The sequence below is a fragment of the Neobacillus drentensis genome (genome assembly GCF_036965425.1).
Taxonomy (GTDB): domain Bacteria; phylum Bacillota; class Bacilli; order Bacillales; family Cytobacillaceae; genus Neobacillus; species Neobacillus drentensis_F.
Window position 1 is genome coordinate 1 of record NZ_JBALPP010000043.1, and the last position, 12,580, is coordinate 12,580.

Below are 12,580 nucleotides of genomic sequence, written 5' to 3' on the forward strand. Positions count from 1 at the left end.
CGCGGGGAGGTCCTGAAGCCTCCTCGGCGCTTTGGCGCCTGCGGGGTCTCCAGTGACCTCTATATCCCGCAGGAGTCGAGTGCCCTCCGCTCCAATCAACAGGTAGGTAGATTAATCAAAGGTATTGCAACACACTTTTTTTACCTTACTAAACGTGTTTCAACATTTTTATATTTTTGCAGCCTGGGTTAATGAGGGCCTTTCCCTTATATTCTTTAATTTCCCTTAACCTGCAGTAGCGAAGCCCGCAAAGCTCTTTTGAGTCTATGAAGCTTCGCTTATTTTTTTCCTTTCTAAATTTTTAAAGCATTTTTCACGTTGAAAACACTGTGTTGATTGGAGCGAAGCGACGAGGAGGCTCCACGGCACGCCCGCGGAAAGCGAAGCGCCTGGAGCGCTAATCAACAGACCAGTTTGACCTCACATCATTGTGGGGTTTTTCTTTTTTTGTAAAAAATTACTTGGATTAAAAAGGGATTTCATGATTTTAGAACGAATAGTTAAAAAATAGGTGGTGGAAAGTGGGGGAATGTGGTACATTTTTAATAGAAAGTGGGGGTAATGGGTATGTTCATGGGTGAATACCATCACAGCATTGATAATAAAGGCCGCTTGATCGTGCCCTCCAAATTCCGAGATGAACTAGGTGAAATGTTTATCATCACAAGAGGTTTGGACCAATGCTTGTTTGGATACCCGTTATCAGAGTGGGAGCTGATTGAAGAAAAGTTGAAAGGCTTGCCACTTACAAAAAAAGATGCCCGTGCTTTTACTAGATTCTTCTTTTCTGGAGCAACCGAGAGTGAACTGGATAAACAAGGAAGAATCAATATCCCTGCACCACTATTGCAATATGCAAAGCTGGAAAAAGAATGTGTGATTTTGGGTGTTTCCAATCGAATTGAAATTTGGAGCAAGCAGATTTGGGAAGATTATTTTTCAGAATCAGAAGAATCTTTTGCGGAAATTGCAGAAAATATGATTGGCTTTGATATATAATGGATAAGTTATATTAATATATTTTCTGTCCAGATTATCGTTTGATTGGAAAAGGTGGTACGTATATGTTTAAACATACAACTGTGTTATTAGAAGAAGCTGTTGACGGCTTAAAGATTAAGCCAAATGGTATTTATGTTGATTGTACTCTAGGCGGAGCAGGCCATAGCTCTCTTATTCTTTCAAGACTTGAAGCAGGAGGCAGGCTGTTTGCATTTGACCAGGACGAAACAGCGATAGCAAATGCAAAAGAGAAGCTGTCCCAATACGGAGAACAATTAATCATTATTAAAAGCAATTTCTTGTATTTACAAGAAGAACTTGAACTTCGAGGAATCACTAAAGTAGATGGAGTCCTTTATGATTTAGGAGTGTCCTCCCCACAGCTGGATACACCGGAAAGAGGCTTTAGCTACCACCATGATGCTCCGTTGGATATGAGGATGGACAATGAAGCTGATGTGTCAGCTTATGATGTCGTAAATCATTGGTCATATGAAGATTTGATTCGCATCTTTTTTCGATATGGAGAAGAAAAATTCTCAAAGCAAATTGCGCGGAAAATCGAAGCAGCCCGAATGGTAAAACCAATTGAAACAACTGCAGAGTTGGTTGAACTGATTAAAGATGCAATCCCTGCACCTGCCAGAAGAAAGGGCGGTCATCCTGCCAAGCGGATTTTTCAAGCAATTAGAATTGCAGTAAATGATGAATTGGCTGTCTTTGAGAAATCACTTAACCAAGCGATAGAATTGTTAAACCCTGAAGGGAGAATTAGTGTCATTACTTTTCACTCCCTAGAGGACAGGATTTGCAAGGCTGCCTTTAAAAAGGCAAGTGAAACCCCTGATTTACCTCCAGGCTTACCAATTATTCCAGATGAGTACAAGCCCATTTTAAAGCTGGTTACTCGAAAACCGACTCTTCCATCAGATGAAGAATTAGAACAAAATAATCGTGCCAGGTCTGCAAAGCTTCGAATTGCAGAGAAACTATAGGGAAACTTACAAAAAAATAATCCGGAGGGGAAAGAATGAGTAATCTTGCCAGGAATTTGGAGCAGCAACAGCAGCAGCGTGTCGAAAAAACAGTACAAGACAGGAGCAAAATAAAAATAAAAAAATCCTGGCTCACTCCAGGGGAAAAAATAATTGGGGTGGCTTTTGCAGGGTTAGTGTGTTTTGGGGCCATCCACCTTATTTCAAACCAAGCTAAAATTTACGATATCAATAAGGATATTCAAAAGGTTGAAACGAAAGTAGACGAACAGCAAAAGGTAAACCGAGATCTACAGGACCAAGTCAGTGAATTAAGTTCATACGAACGGATTTTTGAAAAGGCTAAGAAAATGGGTCTTTTAATAAATGAAAATGACGTCAAGGTTGTGCAGAATAAATGAACAAGAAACAGCCATATATGAATTTAGGAGCAGCCTGTTTGTTTGCACTCTTCGGCCTGCTCTTTTTTGTATTGTTATTCAGGTACTTTTCGATTCAAATTACCGGAGAAGTGGATGGTCAAGCTCTCGCCGCAAAGGCGGAGCAAAAATATAGCCGCAATGGAATCTTACAAGCAACAAGGGGAACCATATTTGATCGCAATGGTGAGGTCGTTGCCGAAGATACGACTGCTTATAAATTGATTGCCATTCTTGATAAAAAAATGACAACGAATCCAAAAGAACCGAAACATGTACAAGATTTTAATAAAACAGCAGAAGAATTGGCTAAATACATTGACTTGGATAAATCAGATATTTATAAAATTTTAGCGGATGGAAAAAAAAAGAAACGGTTTCAGGTGGAGTTTGGCCGGTACGGAAAAGATATTTCCCATGAAACAAAGAAAAAAATTGAAGCCTTAAAGCTTCCGGGAATTACCTTTACCCGTGATTCGAAACGATTTTATCCTAACGGAGTATTTGCTTCACATCTAGTTGGATATGCTGACAGGATTGAACAGAAGGATGGCTCGTATAAATCGATTGGGAAAATGGGGATTGAACAAGAATATAACAAGAATTTAACCGGGAAAAATGGCGAAATCAATTATGAAAGCGATTTGTGGGGGTATATCCTTCCGGATGGGAAAGAAAAAATCAAAGCAGCACAAGATGGAAATGATATTTATTTGACCATCGATCAAAAGATACAAACCTTTTTAGAAGATGCGATGAATAAGGCGGCTAAAGATTATAAACCGAAAAAAATTATTGCAATTGTCGCTGATCCGAAAACTGGAGAAATTTTAGCAATGGGTCAACGACCATCGTTCCATCCAAAAACAAAAGAAGGTATTGAGGATGGATGGCATAATGAAGCCGTTGAAACTTCCTTTGAACCTGGATCCACGATGAAAATCTTTACACTTGCTGCTGCTGTTCAGGAAAATGTTTTTAATCCTAATGAGCAATATAAGTCTGGTTCTTATCAGGTAACAAACAAAGATAAGGCTATCCACGACCATAATGGATCGGGTTGGGGGACAATCACATATCTTGAAGGCGTTCAGCGTTCATCAAACGTTGCCTTTGCAAAAATAGCAAAGGAAAAATTGGGTTTTGAAAAGTTTAGAGAATATTTAACGAAGTTTGGCTTTGATAAACCAACAGGTATTGAATTGCCGGATGAAACTTCCGGGAAAATTCAATACACTTATCCAATTGAAAAGATTACAACGGCATATGGTCAGGGGACAGCAATTACACCGATTCAACAAATTCAAGCAGCTACAGCAATCGCCAATGACGGGAAAATGATGAAGCCGCACGTAGTCGAAAAAATTGTCAATCATGATACGGGAGAAATAATTAAAAAGGAATCTCCGGAAGTGGTGTCAACCCCAATTTCTGCAGAAACAGCAAAAACGGTCCGCGACATTCTGGAAACGGTTGTAACATCACCTAAAGGCACAGGAGTTCGCTATAAAATAGATGGGTACGATGTTGCCGGGAAAACAGGGACTGCCAATATCCCTGGTCCTGATGGGAAGTATTTGAAGGGCGCAGACAATTATATGTTTTCTTTTTTAGGAATGGCACCAAAGGATGACCCAAAGCTCATTGTGTATGTGGCTGTTCAGCAGCCGGATCTTGATGGAACCGGCCAAGGTGCTTTGCCTGTATCCGAGGTTTTTAACCCAGTCATGAAAAATAGTCTGCATTATTTAAATATCCAGCCCTCCACAGTTGAGAAAACAACTGTCAATAAAATTACAAGCCTAAAGGGTCAGACGGTTGATGAAGCAGTAAAAGCGCTCAAATCACAAGGTGTAGAGCCCGTTGTTATAGGCAATGGCAAAGAAGTCGTTAATCAAATGCCTAAGGCAGGAACCACTGTTTTAGAAGGTGAGAAAATCATTATTCAAACGGATGGGGAGTCTCTTGCACCGGATATGCTGGGATGGTCCTTGAGAGATGTAATGAAAATAGCCAACATAGCTGGGCTGAAACTAAATTCTAAGGGCAAAGGTTATGTCGACCAGCAGAATATCAAGCCCAAAACGCCATTAAAAAAAGGCGATTTCCTTATTGTGGATTTAAAAACACCAGAAGAACAATGGGACGCTGAGAATAACGCTAAAAAAGATGAGCAAGGAACAAAAGAGGAAAAATCGGAAGAAAAGATAAAGGATTAGTTTTAAATCCCGCTGAATAAAGCGGGATTTTTACTGGTGAAATCAAGTCTGTTTGGCGGTCTAATCATATAAGTACAAGCATATAAATGAACGATAAGAAAAGGAGGATCGTTCATACTATGCGTGTGTCAAATGTAACTGTTCGAAAACGACTAATGATTGCCCTATTTATTGGGATTCTAACCTTCTTAATTATTGATGTCCGGCTTGGATATGTTCAATTTTTTCTAGGAGATACGTTGACTGAACGAGCAAAAGGGTCCTGGAGCAGGAATATCCCATTTGAACCCGAACGGGGCCAAATAGTAGACCGCAATGGGGTACCACTTGCAACCAATATTAGTGCACCAACCGTTTATGTGATTCCTAGACAAATCAAAGATCCGGCAGCAACGGCAGAAAAGCTTGCTACGGTGTTGAATATGTCTAAAGAAAAGGCCTATCGGGATATAACCAAAAAAGCTTCGTCAGTCCGGATTAAAGAAGGAAGAAAAATCTCTCATGATAAGGCAAAGGAAATCAGAGCTTTAGGTCTTGAAGGTGTATATATTGGTGAAGACTCCAAACGTTATTATCCATATGGCAGCTATCTATCTCATGTTTTAGGTTTTACTGGAGTGGACAACCAGGGACTAATGGGTTTAGAACAATATTATGATAAAGAGTTAAGCGGCGAACGTGGTGCAGTAAAATTTTACGCCAATGCTAAGGGTGAACGAATGAATAGTATGGCGGATGATTATGAGCACCCCGTTAATGGTTTAGATTTAAAACTGACAATTGATTCAAAAATCCAAACCATAATGGAACGGGAATTAGATAATGCCGAGGCTAAATATAATCCGGATGGCATTATCGCGATTGCCATGAACCCAAATAACGGGGAAATCCTGGGGATGTCAAGCAGACCAACATTTGACCCTGCTAATTTCCAGAATGTTCCGCAAGAAGTCTATAATCGCAATTTGCCTGTTTGGTCAACCTATGAGCCTGGTTCTACCTTTAAAATTATCACCTTGGCTGCAGCATTAAATGAAGGTAAAGTAAATTTAGAAAAAGAACATTTTCATGATTCCGGCTCAGTCCAAATTGCTGGAGCTAGATTAAAATGCTGGAAAAGGGGCGGCCATGGCAGCCAATCTTTTTTAGAAGTTGTACAAAACTCCTGTAACCCTGGATTTGTGGAACTAGGGGAGCGGTTAGGAAAAGAAAAGCTTTTTAAATATGTTAAGGATTTTGGCTTCGGGCAAAAAACAGGGATCGATTTGCAGGGAGAAGGAACAGGGATTTTATTTAACTTAGACCGTGTAGGTCCTGTGGAACAAGCGACCACTGCTTTTGGACAGGGTGTATCAGTTACTCCGATTCAACAAGTTACGGCAGTGTCAGCGGCAATTAATGGCGGGATTTTATATAAGCCTTTTATTGCAAAGGAGTTAATTGATCCTGTTACAAAAGAGGTTGTAATGAGGAATTCTCCTGTTGAAAAAAGACGGGTTATTTCTGAAAACACTTCGAAAGAAATTCGTCGTGCCCTTGAGAGTGTTGTCGCACAAGGAACAGGCGGAAGGGCATTTGTAGATGGATATCGTGTCGGGGGAAAAACAGGTACAGCCCAAAAAGCGCAAAACGGAAGGTACTTAGAAAATAACTTTATCGTTTCGTTTATTGGTTTTGCCCCAGCTGATGACCCGCAGATTGTTGTGTACGTAGCAGTAGACAACCCAAAAGGAGTTACAGCCTTTGGTGGAACCGTTAGTGCGCCAATTGTGGGAAATATAATGAAGGATGGATTGACTGCCTTAGGAGTGCCGCCTCGAAAAGATCAAATAGAGAAAAAAATTAAATGGCCGGATACCCCATTAATAAAGCTGCCTGATTTTGTTGGATTATCTAAATTAGAACTCCAAGAACAGTTCATTAATTTAAAAATTGATGCCAGTGGTGAGGGGGATGTAGTTGTGAGACAGTCTCCTGCACCAGGTACAAAGGTAAAAGAAGGGTCAAAAATTAGACTTTACTTTGGTAAGGAAAAAGAATAGATGAATGATAACCAACTAATGGGCGGCCGGAAAATTTTCCGCCGCCTAATTTTTCTTTACGCTTTGATTACTAAGGCTCTTTTCGTAAACTCTGTAGCTTTTGAAACTTATTAAGGGTCATTTACAAAGTTACTAGGCAATTTTCGCAAAAGTACTTACGAAAAGAGGCCACGAAGAATCTTTTATACGGGTGGGTAAACATTAACGAAAAACAACTATATATGCGAAAATAGCCATTACTAAATAGCAAAATAAAATGTTTTAATGTAAAATAAGATGGAACTTTCGTCAGCAGATTAAAGGATATTTATGCTGGCAAAATTGTATGCAGGGGCATGAGAGGATTTGAGATCAATGAAGTTACACAAGCTGCTTGAGAATTTGCACTTATTAACTCCTTATGAGGGAGAAAACCCGGATATTATTTCAATTGAAAATGATAATCGTAAGGTGCAAAACGGGAGCTTATTAATTTGTATTAAGGGCTACACCGTGGACGGACATGATTTTGCGGATTCAGCAGTAGAAAAGGGAGCCGTGGCTATACTTGCAGAACGTCCATTGCCATTAAAGGTTCCAGTAATCATAGTTCAGGATACAACAAGAGCAATGGCAGTACTTGCTGATGCCTTTTACGGCCAGCCGACAAAAAAACTGCATTTGATTGGAATTACAGGAACGAATGGAAAAACAACAACCAGTCATTTAATTGAAAAAATATTATCAGACCAAAAGAAGAAAACTGGCCTAATCGGAACAATGTATACCAAAATTGCTGATAAGGTAATGGAGACAAAAAATACCACACCAGAAAGTTTAACACTCCAAAAGACGTTTCAGCATATGGTTGATGAAGGCGTCGAAGCAGCAGTAATGGAGGTTTCTTCCCATGCACTTGATTTAGGGAGGGTCCATGGCTGTGACTATAATGTGGCGGTATTCACAAATTTAACACAAGACCATTTAGATTATCATAAAACAATGGAAGAATATCAGCGCTCAAAAAGCTTATTGTTTGCTCAACTTGGCAATACATATGAATATAGTAATCCAAAATTTGCGGTCTTGAACGCAGATGACCCGGCTTCAGATATGTTTAGAAGGTCTACGGCGGCTCATGTTATTACATATGGGATTGAGGAAAAAGCCGATTTCCAGGCAACAAACATTCAGATGACATCTGCTGGTACAAATTTTGAACTCGTAATAGGAAAGAGCAAATATTCGATTAACATGCAGTTAATCGGTAAATTCAGTGTTTATAATGTTTTGGCGAGCATTGCAGCAGCTTACGTTTCAAAAATACCATTAGCAGATATTATAAAGTCTATCGAAAATGTAGAAGGCGTTTCCGGAAGATTTGAACTGGTCAATGCTGGGCAGGATTTTACGGTCATTGTTGACTATGCCCACACACCAGACAGCCTTGAAAATGTATTGAAAACAATTAAGCACTTTGCAAAGAAAAAGATTTTCGTTATCGTAGGCTGTGGGGGGGACAGAGATCGGACAAAGCGCCCTTTAATGGCTGAGATTGCGTGTAAATTGGCAACGGATCCAATTTTTACTTCAGATAATCCAAGGAGCGAAGATCCGCTAGCCATCTTAAAAGATATGGAAGCAGGGGTTAAGCATCCCCAATACGTCTATACCATCATACCTGATCGAAAAGAAGCAATAAAAAGTGCAATACAGCAGGCGGATGCTGGTGATGTGGTCTTAATTGCCGGGAAGGGCCATGAAACCTATCAAATCATTGGAACACAAGTTTATGATTTTGATGACCGGCTAGTGGCACTTGATGCAATTAAGGGGAGATAAGTATGTTTTTAGCTTTATCAGACTTGTCCGTTCTGTTTAAAGACCATCTGGGCGTACAAGATGAATTTTTGTTTTATACGGTTACTGACCAAGCGAATGTCATACAGCCAAAAGGCTTGTTCGTTTCGGTAAATGGGGGAACTGAAGATCTTGCGGAGGCAATGGCAAATGGCGCAATTGCAGCTATTTGGGAGCATGGTAAAAAACTGCCCCATTATACGCCGAATCAGTTTCCGGTATTCTTTACTTCTGATAGCGTTGAAGCAATACAAAATCTATTACAACACTATCTTGAAAAATTAAATGGAGAAATAGAAGAGACAATGGAGATAACTAACTTTAAATTTTCAAATAAAGAACTTCTTAATAAAAATAGAGAAACATATGATATTGCTGTGATGCTAAAAAAGTTAACAAAACAACATGTTATTGATTCTGAAGGGAGGGAGTAAATTGCTGGAGCAAGTTATTTTTTTCACAATCATTATGGGCTTTCTCGTTACCGTATTGCTTTCTCCAATATTTATTCCCTTCTTAAGAAGGTTGAAATTTGGACAAAGCATTCGGGAAGAAGGTCCTAAATCGCACCAAAAGAAAACGGGAACGCCGACAATGGGCGGAATTATGATTTTATTTTCTGTTGTCATCACAACAATCGTCATGACTGGGAAATTTTCAGAACCAACCGTAAAAACCTATTTGCTTTTGCTTGTAACCCTTGGATTTGGATTACTAGGCTTTTTAGACGATTTTATCAAAGTCGCGTTGAAACGAAATTTAGGATTAACCTCTAAACAAAAGCTTTTAGGTCAAATTATTATATCTGTCATTTTTTATTTAGTTTATAAACAAAATGGTTTTTCTACTGAAGTAAGTATTCCATTTACGGACGCATCCTTTGATTTAGGGTGGTTTTTCATCTTTTTCATTATATTTTGGCTTGTCGGATTCTCTAATGCTGTCAACCTTACAGATGGACTCGATGGCTTGGTGTCAGGAACGGCAGCCATTGCATTTGGGGCTTTTGCTGTCCTTGCATGGAGTCAATCTCAAATGGAAATAGCGATTTTTTCTGTGGCTGTTGTGGGTGCTGTTTTAGGATTCCTCGTTTTCAATGCCCATCCAGCAAAGGTTTTTATGGGAGATACAGGTTCGCTTGCTCTTGGGGGGGCGATTGCTACCATTGCGATTCTGACAAAGCTTGAATTATTGCTTGTTATTATTGGCGGAGTATTTGTGATTGAAACTTTATCAGTTATACTGCAAGTAGCTTCCTTTAAAACAACGGGAAAAAGAATTTTCCGAATGAGTCCGCTGCATCATCATTATGAACTGGTGGGTTGGTCGGAGTGGAGAGTTGTTGTAACGTTTTGGAGTGTTGGATTAATACTTGCTATTCTTGGAATCTATATAGAGGTGTGGTTGTAATTGAAGCAGATTGAAAAGTATCGTCATAAAAAAATTCTTGTTCTTGGCTTAGCCAAAAGCGGTGTAACAGCTGCTGCATTACTACATAAGCTTGGTGCATTTGTAACAGTTAATGATAAAAAACCATTATCTGAAAATCCTGAAGCCCAAGGCCTTCTCGAACAGGGGATTAAAGTGATTTGCGGGGATCATCCTGTTGAACTCCTTGATGAGGGTTTTGAGTTGATTGTAAAAAATCCAGGGATTCCTTATAACAACCCGATGATTGAAGGGGCAGTTAATATGGGAATTCCAGTTATTACAGAGGTTGAGCTTGCCTATGAAATCTCGGAAGCTCCCTTTATAGGAATTACCGGTACAAATGGTAAAACAACGACGACAACACTTGTTTATGAGATGTTGAATGAAGGCAGCAAAAAGCCATTAATTGCCGGTAATATTGGAACCGTTGCATCAGGGGTTGCCGAAAAGGCAACGAAGGATAACACAATCGTGATCGAGTTATCATCCTTTCAGTTAATGGGAATTGAAACTTTTAATCCTAAAATCGCGATTATTACCAATCTTTATGATGCTCACTTGGATTATCATGGGACTAAAGAGGAATATAAAGCAGCGAAGGCGAATATCACGAAAAACCAAACTGAACTGGAATATTTGATTATTAATGCAGATCAGGATGAAACCTTTGAAATTGCCCGTCAGTCTAAGGCAAAAATCATTCCTTTTTCTACGAAGAAGGAATTGGCTGAGGGTGCCTTTATCCGTGACGGATGGATTTACTTTAATGATGAAAAAGTAATGGAAATGGATCAAATTGCATTACCAGGAGTACACAATTTAGAAAATATTTTATGTGCAATGTCTGCTGCAAAGCTTTCTGGTGTGGAGAACAAAGCGATTCAGGAAGTACTCCGGACCTTTACCGGGGTAAGGCATCGCTTACAATATGTTAAGGAAGTTGACGGCAGAAAATTTTATAACGACTCAAAAGCTACCAATATTTTAGCAACTATTAAAGCTTTGGCTGCCTTTGAAACCCCAATTGTTTTACTAGCAGGTGGGCTCGATCGCGGCAATGAGTTTGATGAACTTAAGCCGTATCTAAACAATGTAAAAGCATTAATCACCTTCGGGCAAACAGCAGAGAAGCTTGAGCGGGTTGGCCGTGAGGCAGGAATAAAAGTAATCAAGCATGTCGATAATGTGGCTAAGGCCGTGCCTGAAGCATTTGATTTATCAAATTCAGGTGATGTCATCCTGTTATCTCCTGCTTGTGCCAGCTGGGATCAATACAAAACTTTTGAAGTCAGGGGAGACATTTTTATCGAAGCGGTGCATAAGCTTAAGTAAGGGCTTGTCTTACAAAGAAAAGCGGAAGCGCCTTGCCAAGGGGCGACAAGCATAAGACGATCCGGCGGGAAGGTTGTTCTTTAACCTTCTCGACGGATTGGCTTATGTCCTCGAGCCCCTAGGCGCTGTAGCTGGACATAATTATTTCTCACTCAACATAAAGCCCTAAAACTTGCAGTTGAGGTGTTTAGTGGTGCCGACAAAGAAAACGACTCCTGATTTTATTCTAATGATTGTTACATTTACGCTGCTGGCAATTGGGCTAATCATGGTTTACAGTGCTAGCGCTATTTGGGCGGAGTATAAATTCAATGATTCCTTTTTCTTTGCCAAAAGGCAGACCCTGTTTGCAGGGGTAGGGATTGCTGCCATGTTTTTTATCATGAACATAAACTATTGGACATGGAGAACATGGGCGAAAACGATTCTAATTGTTTGTTTCGTATTGTTAATTTTGGTTTTAATTCCAGGAATCGGAAATGTACGTAATGGTTCGCGAAGCTGGATAGGAGTTGGCGCATTTTCCATCCAGCCTTCTGAATTTATGAAACTTGCGATGATTGCCTTTTTAGCCAAGTATTTGTCTGAACGGCAGAAATTAATTACCTCCTTTAAGAAGGGTCTTGTGCCCTCATTAGGACTTGCCTTTGTCGCCTTTGCCATGATTATGCTGCAGCCTGACCTAGGCACTGGAACAGTAATGATTGGTACTTGCGTGGTGATGATTTTTATTGCAGGTGCCAGAGTAAGCCATTTTGCCTTTTTGGGACTATTAGGAGTGGCAGGGTTTGTTGGTTTGATTGCATCCGCGCCGTATCGTATTAAAAGGATTACTTCTTTCTTAGATCCTTGGTCCGACCCATTGGGAAGCGGATTCCAAATCATCCAATCACTTTATGCCATAGGTCCTGGAGGTTTATTTGGACTCGGACTTGGTGAAAGCAGGCAAAAGTTTTTTTACTTACCTGAACCGCAAACAGATTTTATCTTTGCGATTCTTTCTGAGGAATTAGGCTTTATTGGCGGCTCGTTTATCTTGCTATTATTTGCGCTTCTTTTATGGAGAGGAATTCGTATCGCTTTAGGGGCACCTGATTTATATGGCAGTTTTCTTGCCGTGGGGATTATCGCAATGGTCGCCATTCAAGTCATGATCAATATCGGGGTTGTGACAGGGCTCATGCCGGTTACAGGAATTACCTTGCCATTTTTAAGCTATGGAGGATCATCTCTTACTTTGATGCTGATGGCGATAGGTGTTCTCTTAAATATTAGCCGCTATTCTAGATATTAAAGGATAC

11 protein-coding genes are annotated in these 12,580 nt (G+C 39.9%); all 11 read left to right on the top strand.

Annotated features, from left to right (window positions below; translation table 11 throughout):
- The coding region (locus tag V7161_RS12035; protein WP_335445384.1) for a hypothetical protein at window positions 1–192 on the top strand (192 nt) is incomplete at its 5' end.
- Window positions 193–567: 375 nt separating this feature from the next.
- A complete protein-coding gene (gene mraZ / locus V7161_RS12040) occupies window positions 568–999 on the top strand; it encodes a division/cell wall cluster transcriptional repressor MraZ (RefSeq protein ID WP_289982362.1) in 432 nt (143 codons plus the stop codon).
- A gap of 65 nt (window positions 1,000–1,064) precedes the next feature.
- Window positions 1,065–1,997 carry a 16S rRNA (cytosine(1402)-N(4))-methyltransferase RsmH gene (rsmH, locus tag V7161_RS12045; protein ID WP_335445385.1) on the top strand — a complete coding sequence of 311 codons (933 nt, stop codon included), beginning with the start codon at window positions 1,065–1,067 and terminating at the stop codon, window positions 1,995–1,997.
- Between the two features lie 35 nt (window positions 1,998–2,032).
- The gene (gene ftsL / locus V7161_RS12050; RefSeq protein WP_335445386.1) at window positions 2,033–2,398 is read left to right on the top strand and encodes a cell division protein FtsL; all 366 of its coding nucleotides are present in this window, start codon (window positions 2,033–2,035) and stop codon (window positions 2,396–2,398) included.
- A complete protein-coding gene (locus V7161_RS12055; RefSeq protein ID WP_335445387.1) occupies window positions 2,395–4,635 on the top strand; it encodes a penicillin-binding protein in 2,241 nt (746 codons plus the stop codon). The genes ftsL and V7161_RS12055 overlap by 4 nt, the downstream gene beginning before the upstream one ends.
- A 119-nt stretch (window positions 4,636–4,754) precedes the next feature.
- Complete coding sequence (locus tag V7161_RS12060; protein ID WP_335445388.1) at window positions 4,755–6,677, top strand: stage V sporulation protein D; 1,923 nt, start codon at window positions 4,755–4,757, stop codon at window positions 6,675–6,677.
- A gap of 354 nt (window positions 6,678–7,031) precedes the next feature.
- Window positions 7,032–8,498 (top strand): UDP-N-acetylmuramoyl-L-alanyl-D-glutamate--2,6-diaminopimelate ligase, encoded by a 1,467-nt coding sequence (locus tag V7161_RS12065; protein WP_335445389.1) that lies wholly within the window; start codon window positions 7,032–7,034, stop codon window positions 8,496–8,498.
- 2 nt (window positions 8,499–8,500) lie between these two features.
- Window positions 8,501–8,950, top strand: a complete 450-nt coding sequence (locus V7161_RS12070; protein WP_335445390.1) for a hypothetical protein — start codon at window positions 8,501–8,503, stop codon at window positions 8,948–8,950.
- Window position 8,951: 1 nt separating this feature from the next.
- Window positions 8,952–9,926, top strand: a complete 975-nt coding sequence (mraY, locus tag V7161_RS12075; protein WP_335445391.1) for a phospho-N-acetylmuramoyl-pentapeptide-transferase — start codon at window positions 8,952–8,954, stop codon at window positions 9,924–9,926.
- The gene (murD, locus tag V7161_RS12080) at window positions 9,927–11,279 is read left to right on the top strand and encodes a UDP-N-acetylmuramoyl-L-alanine--D-glutamate ligase (RefSeq protein ID WP_335445392.1); all 1,353 of its coding nucleotides are present in this window, start codon (window positions 9,927–9,929) and stop codon (window positions 11,277–11,279) included.
- A 193-nt stretch (window positions 11,280–11,472) separates the two neighbouring features.
- Window positions 11,473–12,573, top strand: coding sequence for a stage V sporulation protein E (gene spoVE, locus V7161_RS12085; RefSeq protein WP_335445393.1), 1,101 nt, complete (start codon window positions 11,473–11,475; stop codon window positions 12,571–12,573).
- The last annotated feature ends 7 nt before the right edge of the window (window positions 12,574–12,580 follow it).

What these genes read in the sequence shown, in the direction of transcription:
- mraZ (WP_289982362.1), top strand. Translation starts at nt 568, where the DNA reads ATGTTCATGGGTGAATACCATCACAGCATTGATAATAAAGGCCGCTTG.
- rsmH (WP_335445385.1), top strand. Translation starts at nt 1,065, where the DNA reads ATGTTTAAACATACAACTGTGTTATTAGAAGAAGCTGTTGACGGCTTA.
- ftsL (WP_335445386.1), top strand. Translation starts at nt 2,033, where the DNA reads ATGAGTAATCTTGCCAGGAATTTGGAGCAGCAACAGCAGCAGCGTGTC.
- V7161_RS12055 (WP_335445387.1), top strand. Translation starts at nt 2,395, where the DNA reads ATGAACAAGAAACAGCCATATATGAATTTAGGAGCAGCCTGTTTGTTT.
- V7161_RS12060 (WP_335445388.1), top strand. Translation starts at nt 4,755, where the DNA reads ATGCGTGTGTCAAATGTAACTGTTCGAAAACGACTAATGATTGCCCTA.
- V7161_RS12065 (WP_335445389.1), top strand. Translation starts at nt 7,032, where the DNA reads ATGAAGTTACACAAGCTGCTTGAGAATTTGCACTTATTAACTCCTTAT.
- V7161_RS12070 (WP_335445390.1), top strand. Translation starts at nt 8,501, where the DNA reads ATGTTTTTAGCTTTATCAGACTTGTCCGTTCTGTTTAAAGACCATCTG.